This is a genomic window from Rhizobium sp. RU35A (assembly GCF_900156005.1).
Lineage (GTDB): Bacteria > Pseudomonadota > Alphaproteobacteria > Rhizobiales > Rhizobiaceae > Neorhizobium > Neorhizobium straminoryzae.
In genome coordinates this window covers 1-19909 of sequence record NZ_FTMR01000002.1, presented here as the reverse complement: position 1 = coordinate 19909, position 19909 = coordinate 1, and the positions used below count along the sequence as shown (strand labels likewise).

Genomic DNA, 19909 nt, shown 5'->3' with positions numbered 1-19909 from the left:
GCCTGCACATCATTTCCCGGCGATGCCCTCGACGCCGCCCCAATAGCTCCAGTCCCAGGTGCAGGCGGCGCGGCAGGCCGTGTCCAGCCGAAGCTCCGTAACATCGGCGGGAACATCGACATCCATCGTCTGCTCGCCCCGGTCCCCTTGATTGCGTACGGGATCGAGGCACCGTTCGGCAAGGCCTGCCGATGGCGACCGGACGATGAAGCAGACGCCGTCCGTATTGCCTCCGCCGCTCCACGATCCATCGCGCAGGCCGAAGAACAGGCGGAGCGTGGAGCCGGGCTGAACCGGCAGTCGCAGGCTCGCCGGCGCATGCGCAAAGACACCTTCCGCCGCAGGCTCAAGGGTCGGCGGTCGCATGTCGTTATTTCTCAGGAGGGGAATGACCCGCCCTGCCTTGGCCTGCATGTCCCGGACGAACTGATTCTGGTTCGCCGCCCGAAGGGGGGCCGCATTCAAAGCCGTGAACCGGATGGCCAGGGCCCGATCATAGAACAGGCCGGCCTTTATCCCGGTTCTGACCGTAAACGAGGTTGCATGCTTCAGATTGGCAGCATCCGCATTGCCCGTGGAGACGATGAGGTAATCACTGGCGCTCGCGACATGGGGCGACAACAGCATGCCGTCCGCCGCCATGCCGGGGATGAGGCGATAGGTGCCCGAAGAACCGTCGCTGTAGCGAACGGCAATCTCCGTCATTGGCGGACGGTAGACCAGATCGACCAGACGACCCAAAAGGGTGGGACGGATGTCGATGGACACCATCCAGGCACCATCCGGCGCCGGAAAGGCAACCTCATCCCCGAAGCTTGCGGTCTTCTCGATGGCCGGCGCCAGCACATCCGCAATCGGGGTTGCCCTCCGTTTCAGGATGAGGCCCAGCGGCGAGGACTGAACCGCTTCATAGCGCGAGAAGAACAGCGGCCACAGCGCCCCTTCCGCCGATGCGGGATGCCGCCCGTCGATCGAGCCCGGCTGCATGATGAGATAATCAGGTGCGCTCTCGCCGGCAAAGAAGGCACGGTTGCGGGCAATCAAGCGGGGGGAATAGGTGGAATATTCCTGGATGGTCGGGCGAGGCCTGTAGGCAAGCCCGTTCGCGATCACAGCCGATTGTGCCGACGGGATGATATCGACGGTGCCGTCGAGAGGCGGAAGCGGGGTTTGCGCCTTGATCGCAGCCAGTGCAGCCTTGTTGCGCGCCTCAAGGTTTGCAAGCCAGACCGAAGGCCGCATGATCAACTCGGCCGCCGTCTTCACCTCGCTCACGATCGCGGATGGCATGTTGAGAATGCCGGAAAAGGGCACGATCCGGTAGGCATAATAGAGCATGGCATGTCCCGGAAGCACCAGAATGGCGGCAAGCACCATCCGCCGACGGACGGCCGCCCCGGACAGGCCAGGAATGACAAGGATGCTCAGGAGGACTGCGAGGCTGAGCGAGGCCCAGGCGGTCAGCGCGTGCAGGTCATGCCGCACCATGCCTGCCTTGAAGGAGACGAAGAGAAAACCGGCCATCACGATGAAGCGGGCAAACGGCAGCCAGAATCCGTGTTCGCGCCGACCCTTCCAGAGGGCACGGGCCCACGCCCCCAAGAATACAGTGGTGATGCTCAACCATGTCGCGAGGTCTATGACACTGAGCCCGGTGACGACGCTCATCGCGCTGGAATAGCCGCTGGAGACGTCCAGACTGGCCGCCATGAAGGCCGGAAGCTGGCCGAGAGGCTGACCACAGACCACAAAACCGGAAGCCGTGCCAGCAGCCAGCAAAAGGAGATGCATCGGCAGGCGCCGTTCCACCGCCGCCTTCACGTCAAGGACCAGCATTGCAAGCAGGGCAATCGGGAAAACCGAAAACTTTGCCAGAATGATCAGGCCGCAGAGAAACGCGCCGGCCCCCGACAGCAAGATGCGGCTTCGCCCGCCGCTCAATCCATAAAGGCCGGCGAGAAGGGGCACGAACAGCAAGATGCTGTCACTGCTGTTGAAGACCGTCAGCCACGATACAAGGCAAACCATCGCGATAATCGCAAGGCTGCCGCGCTCGACCAAAAGGATCGACCACACGCGCGCGAGAAAGACAGTGATGAGAAGAGAGAGAACCGCAAGGGGGTAGGCCGTGACCACGCTGAAATGGCGGGTGTAGAGCGACGACAACGGCCCGCCGGTGAACACGACATCCGTACCGAACAGAAGCCCGCGCTCAAGTCCATGGACAAGCGCCGCGCTCCACGACGGATCAAGACCAGCGGCCACCGTGTAAAAGCTAAGCGCGCCGATCTTCTGGTAGAAGATAAGAAACAAGGCAATGAAGGCCGCCAGATGCCACCCAAGTCCAGCTGTCCTTGTTTCCTGCCCGCGCATCTACGCCCCTCCCGCAAACGTGAAATGTTTATGCATGAAATAGCTCGTGGCGATCGGGCTCAGCACGCCGATGATGTGCGCAACCGTCTCTGCATGGGTCTCGAACGAGATCGCGGGAAAGACGAACCTGGCCAGGACAACGCTGACGCCCCAGACCTGGGCAAGGGCGACCAGGTTGACGAGCCCGAAGCGCACATACTCGCTGTGAACACGGCGTCCCGACTGTTCGAAGACGAATATCTTCATCAGGACATAGGCTGTGGTCATGCCGATCAAATAGGCGAGAACGATCGCAACCGAATAGCTGGTGATCTGCGACAGCGCCAATCGCGAGAGAATGTTGGTCGCAGCAGCAATGCCGCCCGACACGGCAAACCGGACGAATGGCTGATGGATCAGGGCGGTGAACCTGCCGTTCATCGCGCAACGGCCTCCGCCATGCGACGGCCGTAGCGAATGCTTTCGGCGATGCCTCGATCTTCCGGATAGTAGTAGCAGGTATCGGCAATCTGCAGGCCGGTGATCGGCGTCTGGATCGGCGGCAGCTTGGCATAGAAGTTGGGCTCGCACACCGGCTGCGCATATTTCAGTCGCCCGACCTTTGCCTCCAGAAGATCGGATGGCGCAATGGCCGGGTTGACCTTGCGGATGTAGCCGAACGCCTCATCGATGAACTGATCGTCGCTCCATTGCCACTTGGGCTGCGAGGTCGGCATGTAATAGGGAACGTAAACGACGGTATCCTGGACCGGGCGCAGATTGGAAAACTCGATGATGCCGGGGATATCGATCGTCTCGTCGACGATATTGACCCAGAAGTTGCGACTGACAGACGTCTTCAGCTTGAAGAGCAGGCATACGACGCCGATGTTGCGGATGGCATCATACTGCGCCTTGCTTGCAGCCGGTAGATCCGGAACCAGGGTGGAGATGTAGGGCGTGGGAACGGTGGAGATGACCGCGTCTGCGGGGAAGAACCGCTCGCCGGCCTGCACGCCGGTCACCCGTCCATTCTCCGTCACAACCTTTTGCGCCGGCATCGACAGATGCAGCCGGCCCCCCTTGTCGGTGAAGGCTTTCACCAGCGCATCCACCAGGGTCTGGGACCCGCCCTCGATATAGCCGAGTTCCTCCTGGAAGATCGACCTGCGCGAATTTCCGATCCGCCGCACACGCGTCGCGATCCAGGATGCCGAGATGTCATCGGCGAGTTCGTAGAATTTCAGCTCCATCAGGCGCTTCCAGAGCGTCTGGTAGACTTCCCGGCCGGAGCCGCCTTCGAGCCATTGCCGCGCAGATTTATGCTCGATGGAGGAGAAGGACCGTGCCTTCGTCGTCAGGAACATCTGGATCCCGGTTCGAAGCTTGGCGAGGAAACTCAGATGCGGAAAGCGCAGCAGCGAGATCGGATCGCCCCAGGGGTGGATGCGTCCCTTCATGAAATAGCCCATGGATGTCGGCCGCCAACGCATGCGGTCACCGATGCCAAGCTCCCGCATCAGATCAAACGTGGGAGCATCCGATTTGCAGACGAAATGATAGAAGCGCTCGATGGAGAGACCGCCAAAGTCGAAATGGGCGGCCATGCCACCGGCAACCGCGTCTGCTTCAATCAGATCCACCTGATGACCGAGGGTGACGGCCCGGTGCGCGGCTGCCAGGCCCATGGCGCCTGCGCCAATGATAACGATACGGCTCATCTCTTGTCTCCTAGAGCATTTCCGGTGAAAACCGGATCACCTGAAATGCTCTATCTCTTTGTTTTCACGCAGTCCGGACGCAAAACCGCTGATGCACTTTTGGCTCGGACGTGCTCTAGAAGTCCAGGACGATGCTGCTGTAACGGGCATCGAGGTAGGTCTCTCGGATCGCATCACCGAGCGGCGTCGCAGTCACGCCAAAGATCGCCGGCCAATCGATGACCGGAAATGTTTCCGGTATCACCAGCGCCTCCAGCTGGTTCGTGGTGAAGGGAGGATTGGCACTGAATTTTCCATAGACGAACAGCAACCACCAGAAAAGGCGATATGGGATGTGAACAATCTTTGCGCGCGGTTTCACCGTGCGATGGATCAGGCGAATGAGGTCGCCATACGGAATCTGCTCAAGCCCCGAAATGTCGAAGGTTCCCGTCTTCCGGCTGCGCAGCGACGAGACGATGATGGACGCGAAATCCCCGACGTAAAGCGGCTGGCGAATGAAATTGCCATTGCCCGGGATCGGAAATACCGGTGTGCGGTCCATGAAGCGGCGCAGCCAGCCCAGATGCTTGCGATCGAACCAGCCGAACATCAGCGTGGGCCGCAGCACGACATGCGCAATGTCCGTGACCGTATCGATGAACCTCTCCTGGGCCGTCTTGGTGCGTGTGTAGAAGTCATCGGCCTTGGAATTCACCACGGACGACGAGATGTGAACGAAATAGGGAACCGCATGCCTGCGCATGGCCGACACGATGAGCTGCGTGGCCGTCACGTTGTTGGCAACGAATTCCTCTTCCTCCAGACCACCGATCTGCGCCTGGTTGAGGAGAACGGCATCCGCCCCTGCAAAGACATCCATCCAGGGGCCCTCGACCGCCAGGTCGGCCTCGATCACCTCGACCTGCGGATGCAGGCGGCGCAGCAGGGCCGTATTGGCGGGATGCTTGTCGATACCGACAATCGTGATGCCCGGTTCGCCCTTCAGGCGGGCAATCACGTTCTGCCCGACCAGTCCGGCAGCACCGGTGACAATGATCTTCGTCATCAGATTTCCATCCGGTTGAAAATGAAGCTCGGCAGATTGCGGATGACGAGCATGATGATGCGCCAGAAGCCCGGCGCATAGGCGACCGGCCCTCCCCTGAAGGCGCGACGGTAGACGATCTGCGCCACCTGCTCCGGACTGGCCCACAGCGCGCCACTGCGGTTCATACCCTCGGTCATCGGCGTGACCGTCGGACCCGGCTTGATGAGAACCGCGCGCGGCCCCTTATCCGCAAAACGATGCGCGATGCCTTCCATGAGTGCCGCGAGACCAGCCTTTGCGGCACCATAGATGAAATTGGCGCGTCGTCCGCGATCACCCGCCACAGAACCGATGACGACGAGGCTGCCGCGCCCCTGCCTCTCCAGCAGGTTGGCCGCAGCAAGGGCCCAGGCCGTGGCCGAATTGAAGTTGACCCGCAGAATGTCCTCGGCTGCAGCAAGGTTGCGCTCGGCATCCGCCTGATCACCCAGGATGCCATAGGCAAGAAGGACATGATCCACGCCGCCGATGCGGGCAGAAAAATCGGAGAACTGCCGCTGCGCGTCTTGCGGTGCGGCAAGATCGCATAGGGCCGTCTCGACGCGTTCAGCACCGCGGATCGCCAGATCGGCAGCTGTCTGCTCCAGTCGATCCTGATCCCGGCCAACCAGCAGGATGGTCGCTCCATCTGCCGCGTAAAGTCGTGCCGTTGCGGCAGCGATGGAGGACGTGGCGCCCAATACGATAAGTCGCAATTCTTTTCCCCTCAGATCTGGGAGACGCGTTTCCAGAAATGCGAACTGAAGCCCGCATCGACGTATTTGGCAAACTCCTGCCAGGCCGGATAGCCTGCCTGAAACATGGCCGCAGACATTCGGCCGTCCTTGGCCGGATAAAGACGTCCCCCCGCTTCACGCACGATCGCATCCAGCCGCCCCATCAGCTTGAGCGTCACGTCCCCGCGGTTTGGAAAATCCAGCGCAAGCGTGGTGCCCGCCGCCGGAAAGGACAGAAGGCCGGGAGAGGCAACATCCCCGAACGTTTTCAGGACCGCCAGAAACGACCCCTGACCGCTGGCCGAAATTGCCTTCAGCATATCATGCGTCGCCTCCTTCTGGACGGCAGCGGGAACAACGGACTGGTATTGATACATACCATTTCGTCCGTACATGCGATTCCAGCGGCCAATCGAATCGAGCGGGTAGAAAAAGGGGTGCAGGCCGGTTCGGGCGGTTCCGGACTTGCGCCTGCCGTTCCAGACATACAGAGCATTGAAGGCGCTGATGGAATAACGGTTCATTGCAAGACCGGGCAGATTCACCGGCATGGTCAGAAGCGTATTGCCCCTGTCCGGCAGGATGGAGCCCGTCCCGGCGTGATTGCCGCGGGTAAAGATACCCCGTCCCAGACGCTCACCACCGGACAGGCAATCGATCCAGGACACGGTATAGTCGAACGCGTCTTCGCTGTCGGCCGCCAGGGTGAAAAACTCGTCGAGTTTGCCAAAGGGAATATTCTCCACATCCATCATGGCACTCGCGATCGGCATCAGTTCGATCTCGGCCCAGGTGATGACGCCGGTGAGGCCGAGGCCGCCAATGGTGGCCTGAAAAAGTCCCGAAGGATCGTCCGGCGCAAGGTCCAGTTCCACCCCGTCGGAACGCAGCAGACCAAGGCGACGCACCCAGCGGCCGATCGTACCATGCCGGTGATGGTTCTTTCCATGAACATCGTTGGCAATCGCACCCCCGACCGTCACGAAACGGGTGCCGGGCGTCACCGGCAGAAACAGCCCCTGGCGCACGATCACCTGGAGGATGGCATCGAAGGAGGCACCGGCCTCGACGCGGATGCGCCGCGTTGCAGGATCAAGCGTGATCATCCGGTCAAGGCCGGTCATGTCGATCAGGCCTTCGCGCGGATTGAGACCGCTGTCGCCGTAGGACCGACGCAGACCGCAGGCGAGAAGCCGATAGCCCTGCTGGCGCCCCGACAGGACGAGGCGTGACAGTTCGCTCCTCCAACCGGGTCTTGCCACATGATGCGGCGCCTTCAGCACGCCGCCCCAGGAGCGAATGGAATCTGATGGCGAGAAAGGATTCATAGGGCAGCCAGAAAGACGCAGGCGACAACTGTGCCGAGACCGAGGCTCAACCTGTCGCGGATGGCGAAGCTGACGGGATCGTCGTTCATCCTGCCGCGATGGGAAAGAAGCCAGATCCGCCCAAGCCAGATCGACAGAAGAACGGGAATGACGGCAAGAACCTGCGGGCGACTGTATTGGTTGCCCGGCAGCATCTCAAGCAGCACGAAAATCATCAGGACCACCAGCGATGCCATGGCCGCGCTGATCCCGAGAGCAAGGGTCAGCGGCGCATCCTCCACCTCATATCCTCGGCTTTTCAGGCTGGAGGTTCCACTGGCTGATGCACGAACGATTTCGGTATGCCGCTTGGCAACAGCAAGCGAGAAGAAGAAAAACAGGGCGAAGGTCAGCATCCAGGCCGGGCGCGAGGCATCCTGCAGGACCGTTCCCATGATCAAGCGGGTCGTGAAGAGCACGCCGATGATCAAGGTATCCAGAAGAGGCACGCGTTTAAGGCCGAGCGAATAGGCTCCCGTGATCACGAAATACGCCATCAGGACCATCGCGAACGGAACCGATGTCAGAAAGGCGCATAGAAAACCACCCACCAGCAATCCGCTTGCCAGGAGAAAACCCGACTGAATGGAAAGCCGGCCGCTGGCAAGCGCGCGATGTCGCTTCGACCAGTGCTGTCTGTCTGCATTGAGGTCGGCGATGTCGTTCAGGAGATAGGTCGCAGATGTCACCGCAAGCAGGCAACAGAATGCCAAAAGGCTCTTGAGTATGAGCGAGACGTCCGTCCAGGAATGCGCCAGGATCAGGGGCACGAACATCAGGACATTCTTCGTCCAGTGATGCACGCGGATCGCCTTCATGAACTCCTTGGGCGTCAGTTGGGCAGTATGGAATTCCGCGAGAACAGGCTTCCCCAGCTGACGTGCCTTGCGGGCCGTTTCCGGCTTTGCGCCAGCCAGAACAATGCCGCGCGACACGGCCCAGACCGCCAGATCGGCAAGATGGTCTCCGGCATAGATGAACCCTTGCGGGAAGCGCTCCTTCAGATAGCCAGCCTTGGCCTGCCCCTTGAGGTTCGCCGCGGCCGACCCCACCGCGGAGGCAAAAATACCAAGCCGTTGCGCAATCTTGTCCACCACCGTCTGATCAGCGGCGGAACACAGATGAAGTTCGTGCCCTTCGGCAGCCCTTTCCCGCAGCCATTGAACCAGATCTTCGCGGAGCGGCAGCACTTCCTCCGTCAGATCCACCTCCCTCGCCAATGCCGCCTTCAATGCATGGCGCCCGTTTCTGAGTTCCGGAAGCGCCAGAAGAAGGGAGGCCGGCTTTCGAAAGAGCGCGATGGCAGCGGATTCATGCAGGGTGTCGGACACGACCAGCGTGCCATCCAGATCGACCACGATGGGCAGCATCACCGGCTCTGAATCGGCGATGCGGTGCACATTCCCTGAAGAACACAAGGCCGCCGTCATTCCAGTTCATCCCTTCCGCAACATCAGCACTTCGCAAGCAATTCTGCATACACGAATAACGCCCCGAAAAAACAAGCGGAAATTGCCCTCGAAGCGTTTTCCGGGCGTGCGATTGCAAAGATTGTGATACCCAATACCCACACATGCATATCGCGTGATACACTTAATCCATATCGCCCTTTCCGCGATTACCGGAAGGGCACAGTGGGAATTCGCCAACGATCCAAATCGAGAAAGTGTATCGCCGTTCAGCCATGCTATTTCTGCACTGCTCAAAGACATTTCGTGCATCGATTGCAAGATGATCTGACTGCTAAAAGTCCATGTGGCGAAGATGTTGAGGGCGAACGGATCTTCCAGCCCTCCCTTTTTACGTGATGTTGCAAGGCTTTCCGGACATCTCTCCCCATAGACGTCGGTCGCATGTCGCCGTGCGGTATTGCAGGGGAGCAGTGATCGTGCAGGGAGCTGAGGTCCGGCGCGCTTCAATCCGCCGGGTCGATGACCTCGGCGCATGCAGAGGATGCGGAAACGCCATAAACGCGTCCGAGCATGTCCCAAAGCCGGCCGTATCCTGACTGTGCCAGGCGATCGAGGAGACGATGTCGGCGACATTCGCCAGGCCCCTGAGGGGTCGATATGCCGTCTCGCCTCAGGATGCGATCAGAACCTCGACACCGCGGCGTTCGAATTCGCGTGCGACACGGTCCGGAATTCCGTCATCCGTGATCAATGACTGGATGACGTCGAGAGATCCGAGACGGGTGAAGGACGATCGGCCGATTTTCGTTGAATCGGCCACAAGATAGACATGGGCTGCCGCCTTGATCATGGCTTCCTTGAGCTGGAGATCGGCAAAACTCGGATAGGTCAGCCCGGCCTCGAGATCCACTCCGGCGGTTGCCAGAAACAGCTTTCCGGCAAAGATGTTGCTGAAATATTCAACCGACTTGTCACCGGAGAGCGACAGCGTCGGCGACTTGAACTGGCCGCCCGGCATATGCACGGCAAAGGTCGGCACCGCTCCCAGAATGATCGCGATGTTGAGTGCATTGGTGATGAGGGTCAGGTTGCGACGGCCCGCCAGCCGCATGGCAATTTCGGTCGTCGTCGTGCCGGCATCGAGGATCAGGGTCTCGCCATCTTTCACCAGCCCCGCGGCCAGCGCGCCGATCCTGCGCTTCTTGTCCATGTTCTCCTGGTGATGCAGGGTCATGGTCCCGATCTGCGGTGCGACCGCATTCAGATAGGCGCCGCCATGCTCGCGGGTGATGAAGCCCTCATTCTCCAGACGCTCGAGATCCTGGCGGATCGTCGCCTCCGAGACGTGGAATGCGGTTGCAAGCTCGCGCACGCGCGCCGAGCCTTCCTCCTGCAGCCATTCGAGGATCCGGCGACGCCTGGGCTCCGACAGCAGGCCGATCATGGAGTCGGACGAGTCGTTTTCTGTCTTCGCGTCCATGTTCCGACAAACCTCGAATTTCGCAAGCAATCAGCAGTGTTTCGATCTTAACCCACGGTTCCCATACAACAAGTGGCTTCCCGTTGAAATCCCGGGTCAAAGCCTGCTCGGGAGGCGCATTGCCCCTCCTCACGCCTGCCCTTGCAGGACCACGCGGGCCTGCAACTTCTGCTGAACCTGATCGACCACGACCGCAGCGATGATCACGAGACCCTTGATGACCGTCTGCCAGAACGAGGAGACGCCCATCATGATCAGGCCATCCGCCAGAATGCCGATGACGAAGGCCCCCACGATGGTACCACCGATACGGCCGCGCCCGCCGGACATGGATGTTCCGCCGAGAACCGCCGCGGCGATCGCGTTGAGTTCGAAGGTCTCGCCCGTGGCCGGATGGCTCGCCTGCAGCTGCGAGGCGATGATGAGGCCGACCAGAGCCGCGCAGAAGCCGGAGAACATGTAGACGAACAGCTTGATGCGATCGACGTTGACGCCTGAAAGGGCCGCGCCGCGTTCATTGCCACCGACGGCATAAATGTGGCGTCCGACCGGTGTGCGTGTCGCAAGATAGGCGGCCAGGACGGCGACCACCACCATGATCCAGACCGAGAGCGGAACGCCGAGCCATGTGCCGGAACCGATCAGCTTGAAGGTATCCGAACCATAGTCCGGATTTCCTGCGAGGTTGGGGAAGGTTCGCCCATCGGAAAACAGCAGCGCTGCGCCGCGGGCGACGTAAAGCGTCCCGAGTGTCGCGATGAAGGGGGCAACGTTCAGCTTGGTAATCAGGATGCCATTGATCAACCCGATCAAGATACCGGCAATGGCAACGATCACGCAGATCTCCAGGGTGTTGAACTGCAGGCTCCAGCCGATCCGGAGATCGATCCCGTAAAGGACCAGCCAGCCGGCGACCATCGCACACAGACCGACGATCGAGCCGACGGAGAGATCGATACCGCCTGACACGATGACGAAAGTCATGCCGATGGCCAGCAGGGCATTGAGCGCCACATGCTTCGAGATGATCAGCATGTTGGCGCCGGTGAGGAAGTTCGGAGCCGCGAAGGCGAAGAAGGCAAACACCAGGATCAGCGCCACGAATGTCCGCATTTTCAGGAGAAGCAGCAGCGTCGAGGTCTGCGAGGACGGGCCGGCAGCCTTGCTGCCATGAGGGGAGACGGGACTGCTCATCGGGATTGAACCTTGTTCAGATGGGGCGTCGCGGCGGAAATGACGTCCGCTGCGGCGGCACCGGCCGGAAAAGCGCCGGTCAGCCTGCCATTCGCCATGACGAGGATGCGATCGGAAAGGGCAAGCACCTCTTCCAGATCGGAGGTGACGAAGAGAATTCCCAGACCATCAGCTGCAAGCTTGCGCATGGTGCGGAAGATCTCCGCCTTGGCGCCGATGTCGATGCCGCGCGACGGCTCGTCCATCAACAGGATGCGGGGGTTCGTCATCAACGCCTTGCCGATGACGACCTTCTGCTGGTTGCCGCCCGAGAGGCTGGAGACGGGATGTTCCAGGCTCGCAATCTTGATCGCCATGCGCCTGACGAACTCGACCGCCTTGGCCGCTTCCGCTTTCAGGCTGAGGTGGAAACCGGTGGTAAAATCGCCCAGCGATGACAGGGTCAGATTTTCGCGAATGCTCATGATCTGCACCAGGCCGTCGCGCTTGCGGTCTTCCGGAATAAGGGCAAGGCCCCGGCGGATGCGGCCCGACACGCTTCGCTCCCTGACACGCGCGCCGGCGATGAAGAGCCTGCCCTTTGCCGCGGGATGCTGGGCCATGATGCATTCAAGCAGTTCGGATCGCCCGGCCCCCATGAGACCGTAAAGACCGACAATTTCGCCTGATCGCACCGACAGCGAGACATGATCCACCACGTAACCGCCAGCCGGCCGGGGCAAGGAGACGTCTTCGACGCGAAACACCTCTTCGCCCAGCGCATGGTGCTCCATCTTCGGAAACTCCTTGGAGGCGCTGCCGATCATGTTGGAAACGATCCAGGGAATATCGACCCCCTCCATCGACCGCGCACCGGTGATGACGCCATCCCGCAGCACGGTGATGTAGTCTCCGATCCGGATCAGTTCCTCCAGCCGGTGGGAGATGTAGACAATGCCGACCCCCTGGCGCGTCAGATCGCCGATGACGCGAAACAGAACCTCGACCTCGGCAGCGGAGAGCGCGGATGTCGGCTCGTCGAGAATCAGAATGCGCGCATCCTCGGCCAGCGCCTTGGCGATCTCGACGATCTGCTGTTGACCGATCCTGAGATTGCCGAGCGGCGTGTCGGGATCGATCTCCTGCTCGAGCCGCTGCATCAGCGCTCTCGCAACGGCAGACTGGGCAGCCCGGTCGATGTGCACGCCGCCCACCGTCTTTTCGCGGCCGACAAAGATGTTCTCCGCCACGGTCAGGTTGGGAAACAGATTGAGTTCCTGGAAGACGATGCCGACGCCCTGCCGCGCGGCATCGCTGCGGTCGGAAAAGACGACAGGTCTGCCATCAAGCGTGATGGTTCCGCCATTCAACTGCTCCACCCCCGCGATGACCTTCATCAGGGTCGATTTGCCGGCACCATTTTCGCCGACCAGCACGTTGACGGCGCCCATGCGCAGGTCAAAGTCGACATTCTTCAGCGCCTGCGTACCGGGATAGATCTTCGACCCGGAGCGGATCGTCAGGCCGATCGGATGCGCCGCGTTCATGGCGCTGTCTCGATCGAAACCGGGGTGACAAGCGGCTTTTCGCCCGCAGAGCGGATGACCGTTGCCCCCAGGAACTGGACGGTCTTTCCCTTCATCGAGCCGTCAGCAGGAACAGTCGAGACAGCACGATCGTTGAGCGCGCGTCCAAGGCGCGCATATTCGATCTGGTCGCGGAATGTCGAGAAGTCATAGAGCGGCGTGACATCCCGCAGCGCCGTCCCCTTCACGACCGGGCCGAGTTGCAGGATCACGTCGGACTTCCCGTCTCCGTCCACGTCAACCTCCGCAACGGCGGCCTTCGTATCACGGTTCTCGATCACCACCTTGCCCTTGCCCTTGACCGCAAAATTCCAGCCACCGCCGGCACCGCCGACGCGCAGTCCATATTTGCTCCCCGCATCATCCAGGCCAGCCGTCACTGCGTTGCGCAGCACCGCGACATCGACTGCCTTTTCGGACAAGGCCGGAACAAGTTTTGCCTCGAAAGTCTTGGACACCAGCGTGGCGATCGGATCGGCGGCCGCCTCGGTGGCGCTCTCGGTCTTCACGAGCTTGCAGCCCGAAAGGCTGAACACGACCACGAGGCCCGTTGCGAACAGGATGGGTTTCATCATCAAACGACCATTTTCTTCAACAGAAGCGGCCACCCGGCACAAAGGTGCACCGGGCGACCTGCTGACCAGGCATCACGGCTTGAGAGCAAAGGTCTCAAGCTTGGAGGCATTGTCCTTGTTGACCAGAATGCAGTCCATCAGCTGCTTTTCCTCGACCCCCGTCGCGCCCGTCTTGATGAACTTGTCGGCCTGCTCGACCGCAAGCTGGGCCTGCTGGTAGGCCGGCTGCAGGACGGTCGCCTTGATGCCGCCCTTGAGGATGGAATCGCGCACGTCGTTGGACCCGTCGAAACCGACGACGATCACGTCCTTGCGACCGGCAGCTTCCAGCGCGGCATAGGCACCCATGGCCATGGTATCGTTGCCCGAGATGACGCCCTTGATGTCCGGATGCGCCTGCAGGATGGATTCCATCACGGTATAGGCTTCCGTCTGCGACCAGTTGGCCGTCTGGCGAGCGACCATCTTCATGCTCGAATACTGGTCGATCACGTCGTGGTAGCCTTGCGAGCGAATACCGGCATTCGTGTCGGACTCCTTGCCGACAAGCTCGGCATAATTGCCCTTCTCGCCCATCAGCTTGACGAACTCTTCTCCGCCAAGCTGCGCGCCCTGATAGTTGTTGGAGACGATCTGCGAGACGGCAACGCCGCTCGCGGTGATCTCGCGGTCGATCAGGAAGGATGGAATGCCTTTGTCCTTGGCCTTCTTGACGGCGGCGACCGAGGCATCGGCTCCGGCATTGTCGAGGATGATGGCCTTGACGCCCGCCGCAATCGCGGAATCGAACAGTTCATTCTGCTTGTTGGCGTCGTCGTTGTGGACCAGAACCATCGTCTCGTAGCCGAGAGCCTTGGCCTTGGCCGCTGCACCATCAGCCTCAGCCTTGAAAAACGGATTGTCGTGGCTCGGCGTGATGATCGCGATGGTACCGGCCGCCATGGCAAAGCCCGGCACGAAGCCAGACAGCGCCAATGCGCACGCGGATACGAGCAAACGGCGTGAAATATTCATGTGACCTCCCCTTTATCCAAGCCACCTCCTTGTGACCTGTAGCAATTCCTATCGAATGTTTTCGATTTATGTCAATACGGTTTTGTTTCATTCGTGATTTATGTGAATTTCAGAAATATTCACACCGCATCCGCACACAATTTCAGGCGATTTTCGCTGCAACGCAGCAGATGTGACGGGAGAGAGCAAAAATCACTTGTCGATACACGCAATTTGTGAAAGATATCGAAATTAAATAAAAGCAATCGAAACACATTTCGCCTGAATCGCATTCCCTGTGACGCCGCCGCGAGGTCTGGCAGAGCGGACCTCGCGAAGACGCGAATGGATTTCCCCATACCGGAGGACGCCCCATGACAACACAACGCTTCGGCGCAGGAATCTGGCACTTTGCAACCTATGTGGACCGCTATGCGACAGACGGCTACGGCACGCCACGCAGCGTGATCGAAGCGATCGACCTTGCCGGCCAGGTGAAGGATCTGTCCGTCGTCGATATCAACTATCCCTTTTTCGGCGGAAACTTCTCCAGCGCGCAGATCAAGGAAGCACTGGATCGCAACACGCTCGGCGTCATCGGCATCACGCCGGAAATCTACACGCGCGAATTCTCCAAGGGCTCGTTCACCAATCCGGACGCCGGTATCCGCCGGCGCACGCACGAGCTGGTGACGGAAGCCTGCGATCAGGTTCGCTATTTCGGCGCAGATTACGTCAAACTCTGGCCGGGTCAGGATGGCTGGGACTACCCGTTCCAGGTCGACTACGGCACCCTGTGGAAGCACTCACTCGATGGCGTGGGCCAGCTGGCCAGCGAAAATCCGGATCTCAAGTTCGTCATCGAGTACAAGCCGCGCGAACCGAGGGTGCGCATGAGCTTCGGCTCGGTCGCCCGTACGCTTCTCGGCATCGAGAAGATCGGCCTGCCAAACCTCGGTATTCTCCTGGATTTCGGTCATGCGATCATGGGCGGAGAATCCGCCGCCGACAGCGCACAGCTCGCCATCGACTACGGTCGTCTGTTCGGCATGGACGTGAACGACAACTACCGCAGCTGGGATGACGATCTGGTCGCCGGCAGCCTGCATCCGATCGAACTCTTCGAGTTTTTCCACGTGCTGCGGAAGAACAGATGGGAAGGGGTCTGGCAGCTCGACCAGTTCCCCTTCCGCGAGGACAGCGTCGCAACGGCCAACCACGCCATCGACTTCCTGAAAGCCGCCGCTAGGGGTCTTGATGCGCTCGATCTCGATGCCCTGAGGGAAGCCCAGAGCCGGCACGACGCCATCGCCGCGTTGCGAATTGCCCAGAAGGCTCTGTTCGGCGCCATGTAAGCGCATGCGACAGGGGCGCTGCCCAGACTGAAAGGCCTCTTTGAATGCTCAAGAACAATACCGTTCAGACCATCCGTGACAAGGCGCTATGGATGCGCCGGCGTGCCTTCACGATGGTTCATGACGCCCAGCTCGGGCATCCGGGCGGGGATTTTTCCGCCATAGACATCATCGCAACGCTCTACTTCGGGGTGATGCATTATGATCCCACGAAACCGGGGCTGGAGAACCGCGACCGGTTCATCATGTCGAAGGGCCATGCGACCGGGGCGCTCTATACGGCGCTCTGCGCCGCAGGATACTATCCGGAGGAGTGGCTGGATACCTACATGCAGCCAAACTCGAAGCTGAACGGGCATCCGAACCGCAACTATCTGCCCGGTGTCGAAACAAACACCGGCCCCCTCGGGCATGGCATGCCGGTCGCGCTGGGCATTGCCATCGCCGCCCAGATCTCGGGACAGGACCATCGCACCTTCGTGCTGACAGGCGATGGTGAACTGCAGGAGGGATCAAACTGGGAGGCCGCCATGACGGCCGGCCATCGCAAGCTCGAAACCCTGACCCTGATCGTGGACCGCAACCGCCTTCAGCAGGGCATGGGCACCGAAGACACCAACGGTCTCGATCCGCTTGATGAGAAATTCCGGGCCTTCGGCTGGGAGGCCGTCATGGTGGACGGCCACGACATCGGGGCTCTCCTCGATGTTCTCGCGCCGGCCCGCATCGGCAAGGGGCGCCCGCTGTGTGTCATCGCCAACACGGTGAAGGGCAAGGGGGTGTCCTTCATGGAGAACAAGGCTTCGTGGCATCATGGCGTGCCCAATGCCGAACAATACAGGATTGCCTTGGAGGAACTCGTCTGATGGCTGCTCCCGCCACCCAACAGGAAGGCTTTCACGATTGCCGCGACGCCTGGGCACGCACGCTCGAAGACCTCGCGGCCCGGGATCCGCGCATTGTTGCCGTCGTCAACGATTCCGTCGGATCGTCCAAACTCGGCGGTTTCCAGAAGACGTTCCCCGAGCGACTCGTGAATGTCGGAATTGCCGAGCAGAACATGGTTGGCGTGGGCGCCGGCCTTGCCAATGGCGGCAAGATCCCGTTCGTCTCGGCAGCATCCTGCTTTCTCAGCGGCCGCGCTCTGGAGCAGATCAAGGCCGACATCGCCTATGCGCGATTCAACGTGAAGCTGGTCGGCCAGTCGTCCGGCGTCGCCTATGGCGAGCTTGGGCCGACGCATCACTCGATCGAGGACTTCGCCTGGCTTCGCCCGCTGGACGCCATCACCGTGATCGCTCCGGCCGATGCCTGGGAAACGGAGCAGGCTGTTCGCTGGGCCGCCGCGCATGATGGCCCGGTCTATATTCGCCTGAGCCGCATGCCGGTACCCGACCTTACCGTCAAGGACCGTGTCTTTCGTCCAGAAAAGGCGGAAATGGTTCTGGCCGGCAGCGACCTGACCCTGATCGCCTGCGGCACAACGGTACATCTTGCGGTGCAGGCTGCAGCCACATTGCGCGCCGAGGGTATCTCGGTGCGCCTGCTCAACATGGCAACCCTCAATCCACTGGATGAGGAGGCGCTTGCCGCCGCAGCCTCGCAAACCGGGGCAATCGTTACGGTGGAAGAAGCCCATATCCGCGGAGGGCTGGGCGGGGCCGTTGCCGAGTTTACAGCGGGACACCACCCGGTACCGGTGGAGCGCCTCGGCTTTCCCGGCTTCGTGGTGACAGGCTCCGTGAATTTCCTCTTCGAACATTACGGCATCACCCCGCACGGAATCGTTGCGGCTGCACGTCGCGCATTGGCGCGTAAACACTGAGTTCGAGGATGGAACAACAGCCACTCGTCCTCGCGATCGATCAGGGCACCACCAACACCAAGGCGGTGCTCGTCGATGCCTCCGGCAAGGTCATCTCACGGGCGTCCGCACCCCTCACCTCGCACTATCCACGCCCGGGCTGGGCCGAGCAATCGGCCGATGCCATCTGGAACAGCGTCCAGTCCGTGATCGCCGACATCGTGGCCGGCGATCACGGCCCGATTGGCGGCATTGCCATCAGCAACCAGCGGGAAACGCTCGTTGTCTGGGATGCGGAAACCGGCGCCCCCCTGGCGCCGGCGATCCTGTGGCAGTGCCGCCGCACGGCCGTAGCCTGTCAGGCCCTGGTCGATGCCGGGCACGACGCCGTTGTCATCGATCAGACCGGATTGTCCATCAATGCCCTGTTTCCGGCATCAAAGCTCGGTTGGGTCATGCAAAATGTCGCATCGGCGCGCGATCTGGCAGAGCAGGGACGGCTGCGCGCCGGCACGGTGGACAGCTGGCTGCTGTTCAAGATGACAGATGGCGCCGTCTTTGCGACGGACCACTCCAACGCTTCGCGCACCATGCTGTTCGATACCGTCAGACTGGTGTGGAGTGCCGAACTCTGTGCTCTCTTCAAGGTCCCGCTATCGGCGCTGCCGTCCCCCCTGCCCTCCAACAGCCGTTTCGGCGAGACGGGAGCCGGCGCGACGGCCCTGCCTGGCGGGATCCCCATTCTCACCATGATGGGGGACAGTCATGCCGCACTCTACGGTCATGGCGTCCGCAGACCGGGCCTCGTCAAGGCGACCTACGGCACAGGGTCATCCCTGATGACCCTGACCGACGGACGTGTTGCCTCCCGGCATGGTCTTTCGAGTACGATCGCCTGGTCTGACGACGGCGGCGTTGCCTACGCGCTCGAGGGCAACATCACGGTCTCGGCGCAGGCCCTCGCATTTGCCGCAACCCTGCTGGGACTTGCCGGCCCCGCCGCACTCTCCGATCTCGCGCAATCTGTACCAGAGAGCGGCACGGTGGTCTTCGTCCCGGCACTGGCAGGCCTTGGTGCGCCGCACTGGGTCGATGATGCGACCGGTACGATCTCCGGCATGACCCATGCCACGACGCCTGCACACATAGCCCGCGCGACGATCGAGGCCGTCGCACTTCAGATCGCCGATGTCTTCGAAGCCATGCAGCAGGATACGGGCCTCGACCTCGCCGGTCTGATGGCGGATGGCGGCGCATCGACCAATGACTTCCTCATGCAAGTGCAGGCCGACGTGCTGGACCGCCCGGTGCGCCGGGGAGATCAACCCGAAGTGGGGGCACTGGGGGCCGCGGCCATGGCGTTCGGCGCGATGGGCCTACACCCTCCGGAGCCCTCGCATGCCCGGCATTTTTCTCCGGGAGCGCTGTCCGCTGACGCGCGTGCAGACCTTCTTTCGCGATGGCGCAAGGCGCTGATGCGGGTCAAGATGACCCTGTAGTACAACTTGCCCCGCTTCTCGGGGGAGTATCGCGCAGGCACGACGCCATTGCAGCACAGATCACCCGTAAAATCCTCCATGGCCAGCAGCAGATCGAAGCGTCGCGCCGAATCCAGCAGAAGAAGCGGTCCGGTCCGCCCAAGACCTTTACGGTCAATCCATCGATGTTTTCGGCGGCGATCGGTGCGTTGACGGCGGTGGCCCGCGCCGGTGCGAGCGAACATGACGACGTGCAGCGTCATTTCAACTTCTTGCGAGAGCTGGTCCAAAAGGTCGTGATCGCGCCGTCTGCCGATGGCAAGTCGGCGGAGCTGACCATCCATGGCCGCCTTGTCGGTGTGATTGCTTCAATGCAGGCTTTCCAGGATTATACGGCCGGTCTGCGCGAACAGCACGCAAACGAGTTCGCCCGCCGTGTGAGGGCGGGTGAGTTCAAGGAAAGAGAAGAGAAGATGGCGTATTTGAACCGGTTCGAAGCTGTCCTCGCTGAGGAGGAGACTTAATGGCGCCGGTTACAAGTATCGTTGGTTGCGGGGGCAGGATTTGAACCTGCGGCCTTCAGGTTATGAGCCTGACGAGCTACCGGGCTGCTCCACCCCGCGCCAAGATCGCGGACAATATGTCCGACTGTTTGTTTTTCAGCAAAAAGGCCGCTTGAGAGCGGCCTCGTTTTGGGCCGAGGCCCTTTTTGTTTTGTTTTGAGAAGATATTGATTGCCTTTAGCAGACCTGGCAGCGACCTACTCTCCCGCGTCTTGAGACGAAGTACCATTGGCGCAGGGGCGTT

17 protein-coding genes and 1 tRNA gene are annotated in these 19909 nt (G+C 61.0%); 5 read left to right on the top strand and 13 right to left on the bottom strand.

Going from position 1 to position 19909, the window contains the following annotated elements:
- Positions 1-9: 9 nt before the first annotated feature.
- The 12 genes from F3H95_RS04770 to F3H95_RS04715 form a co-directional block, all read right to left on the bottom strand.
- Entirely contained in the window at positions 10-2373 is a 2364-nt protein-coding gene (locus tag F3H95_RS04770; protein ID WP_149745120.1) for a hypothetical protein, read from the bottom strand.
- Complete coding sequence (locus tag F3H95_RS04765) at positions 2374-2793, bottom strand: GtrA family protein (RefSeq protein ID WP_149745119.1); 420 nt, start codon at positions 2791-2793, stop codon at positions 2374-2376.
- Positions 2790-4073 carry an NAD(P)/FAD-dependent oxidoreductase gene (locus tag F3H95_RS04760; RefSeq protein ID WP_143127035.1) on the bottom strand — a complete coding sequence of 428 codons (1284 nt, stop codon included), beginning with the start codon at positions 4071-4073 and terminating at the stop codon, positions 2790-2792. The genes F3H95_RS04765 and F3H95_RS04760 overlap by 4 nt, the downstream gene beginning before the upstream one ends.
- A 115-nt stretch (positions 4074-4188) precedes the next feature.
- Positions 4189-5121, bottom strand: a complete 933-nt coding sequence (locus tag F3H95_RS04755) for an NAD-dependent epimerase/dehydratase family protein (RefSeq protein ID WP_149745118.1) — start codon at positions 5119-5121, stop codon at positions 4189-4191.
- Complete coding sequence (locus F3H95_RS04750) at positions 5121-5858, bottom strand: SDR family NAD(P)-dependent oxidoreductase (protein WP_210245908.1); 738 nt, start codon at positions 5856-5858, stop codon at positions 5121-5123. The genes F3H95_RS04755 and F3H95_RS04750 overlap by 1 nt, the downstream gene beginning before the upstream one ends.
- 11 nt (positions 5859-5869) lie before the next feature.
- Positions 5870-7141 carry an FAD-binding oxidoreductase gene (locus F3H95_RS04745; RefSeq protein ID WP_244617886.1) on the bottom strand — a complete coding sequence of 424 codons (1272 nt, stop codon included), beginning with the start codon at positions 7139-7141 and terminating at the stop codon, positions 5870-5872.
- Between the two features lie 62 nt (positions 7142-7203).
- A complete protein-coding gene (locus F3H95_RS04740; protein WP_185969934.1) occupies positions 7204-8616 on the bottom strand; it encodes a UbiA family prenyltransferase in 1413 nt (470 codons plus the stop codon).
- A gap of 712 nt (positions 8617-9328) precedes the next feature.
- Positions 9329-10138, bottom strand: a complete 810-nt coding sequence (locus F3H95_RS04735; protein ID WP_143127030.1) for a DeoR/GlpR family DNA-binding transcription regulator — start codon at positions 10136-10138, stop codon at positions 9329-9331.
- Between the two features lie 129 nt (positions 10139-10267).
- A complete protein-coding gene (locus F3H95_RS04730) occupies positions 10268-11332 on the bottom strand; it encodes an ABC transporter permease (protein WP_149745116.1) in 1065 nt (354 codons plus the stop codon).
- On the bottom strand, positions 11329-12858 hold the full coding sequence (locus tag F3H95_RS04725; RefSeq protein WP_149745115.1) for a sugar ABC transporter ATP-binding protein: 1530 nt from the start codon (positions 12856-12858) through the stop codon (positions 11329-11331). The genes F3H95_RS04730 and F3H95_RS04725 overlap by 4 nt, the downstream gene beginning before the upstream one ends.
- Positions 12855-13472 carry a DUF2291 domain-containing protein gene (locus F3H95_RS04720; protein WP_210248537.1) on the bottom strand — a complete coding sequence of 206 codons (618 nt, stop codon included), beginning with the start codon at positions 13470-13472 and terminating at the stop codon, positions 12855-12857. The genes F3H95_RS04725 and F3H95_RS04720 overlap by 4 nt, the downstream gene beginning before the upstream one ends.
- 72 nt (positions 13473-13544) lie before the next feature.
- Positions 13545-14486 carry a D-ribose ABC transporter substrate-binding protein gene (locus F3H95_RS04715; RefSeq protein ID WP_143127027.1) on the bottom strand — a complete coding sequence of 314 codons (942 nt, stop codon included), beginning with the start codon at positions 14484-14486 and terminating at the stop codon, positions 13545-13547.
- Between the two features lie 353 nt (positions 14487-14839).
- Between F3H95_RS04715 and F3H95_RS04710 the strand changes: the two genes are divergently transcribed.
- The 5 genes from F3H95_RS04710 to F3H95_RS04690 are packed head-to-tail and all read left to right on the top strand — an operon-like array spanning position 14840 to position 19626.
- Positions 14840-15820: a TIM barrel protein gene (locus tag F3H95_RS04710; protein WP_143127026.1), complete on the top strand. Its 981-nt coding sequence runs from the start codon at positions 14840-14842 to the stop codon at positions 15818-15820.
- A 44-nt stretch (positions 15821-15864) separates the two neighbouring features.
- Positions 15865-16686 (top strand): transketolase, encoded by an 822-nt coding sequence (locus F3H95_RS04705; protein WP_149745114.1) that lies wholly within the window; start codon positions 15865-15867, stop codon positions 16684-16686.
- Complete coding sequence (locus F3H95_RS04700) at positions 16686-17645, top strand: transketolase C-terminal domain-containing protein (protein WP_149745113.1); 960 nt, start codon at positions 16686-16688, stop codon at positions 17643-17645. The genes F3H95_RS04705 and F3H95_RS04700 overlap by 1 nt, the downstream gene beginning before the upstream one ends.
- An 8-nt stretch (positions 17646-17653) precedes the next feature.
- Positions 17654-19123 (top strand): FGGY family carbohydrate kinase, encoded by a 1470-nt coding sequence (locus tag F3H95_RS04695; RefSeq protein ID WP_149745112.1) that lies wholly within the window; start codon positions 17654-17656, stop codon positions 19121-19123.
- The gene (locus F3H95_RS04690) at positions 19084-19626 is read left to right on the top strand and encodes a hypothetical protein (protein WP_149745111.1); all 543 of its coding nucleotides are present in this window, start codon (positions 19084-19086) and stop codon (positions 19624-19626) included. Before F3H95_RS04695 ends, F3H95_RS04690 begins: the two co-directional genes overlap by 40 nt.
- Positions 19627-19648: 22 nt before the next feature.
- Here F3H95_RS04690 and F3H95_RS04685 read toward each other — a convergent pair.
- Positions 19649-19725: transfer RNA gene (locus tag F3H95_RS04685), tRNA-Met, on the bottom strand.
- Between the last annotated feature and the right edge of the window lie 184 nt (positions 19726-19909).

Coding starts and splice junctions, on each gene's coding strand:
- F3H95_RS04770 (WP_149745120.1), bottom strand. CDS start 2,373: ATGCGCGGGCAGGAAACAAGGACAGCTGGACTTGGGTGGCATCTGGCG.
- F3H95_RS04765 (WP_149745119.1), bottom strand. CDS start 2,793: ATGAACGGCAGGTTCACCGCCCTGATCCATCAGCCATTCGTCCGGTTT.
- F3H95_RS04760 (WP_143127035.1), bottom strand. CDS start 4,073: ATGAGCCGTATCGTTATCATTGGCGCAGGCGCCATGGGCCTGGCAGCC.
- F3H95_RS04755 (WP_149745118.1), bottom strand. CDS start 5,121: ATGACGAAGATCATTGTCACCGGTGCTGCCGGACTGGTCGGGCAGAAC.
- F3H95_RS04740 (WP_185969934.1), bottom strand. CDS start 8,616: ATGCTGCCCATCGTGGTCGATCTGGATGGCACGCTGGTCGTGTCCGAC.
- F3H95_RS04735 (WP_143127030.1), bottom strand. CDS start 10,138: ATGGACGCGAAGACAGAAAACGACTCGTCCGACTCCATGATCGGCCTG.
- F3H95_RS04730 (WP_149745116.1), bottom strand. CDS start 11,332: ATGAGCAGTCCCGTCTCCCCTCATGGCAGCAAGGCTGCCGGCCCGTCC.
- F3H95_RS04725 (WP_149745115.1), bottom strand. CDS start 12,858: ATGAACGCGGCGCATCCGATCGGCCTGACGATCCGCTCCGGGTCGAAG.
- F3H95_RS04720 (WP_210248537.1), bottom strand. CDS start 13,472: ATGATGAAACCCATCCTGTTCGCAACGGGCCTCGTGGTCGTGTTCAGC.
- F3H95_RS04715 (WP_143127027.1), bottom strand. CDS start 14,486: ATGAATATTTCACGCCGTTTGCTCGTATCCGCGTGCGCATTGGCGCTG.
- F3H95_RS04710 (WP_143127026.1), top strand. CDS start 14,840: ATGACAACACAACGCTTCGGCGCAGGAATCTGGCACTTTGCAACCTAT.
- F3H95_RS04705 (WP_149745114.1), top strand. CDS start 15,865: ATGCTCAAGAACAATACCGTTCAGACCATCCGTGACAAGGCGCTATGG.
- F3H95_RS04700 (WP_149745113.1), top strand. CDS start 16,686: ATGGCTGCTCCCGCCACCCAACAGGAAGGCTTTCACGATTGCCGCGAC.
- F3H95_RS04695 (WP_149745112.1), top strand. CDS start 17,654: ATGGAACAACAGCCACTCGTCCTCGCGATCGATCAGGGCACCACCAAC.
- F3H95_RS04690 (WP_149745111.1), top strand. CDS start 19,084: ATGGCGCAAGGCGCTGATGCGGGTCAAGATGACCCTGTAGTACAACTT.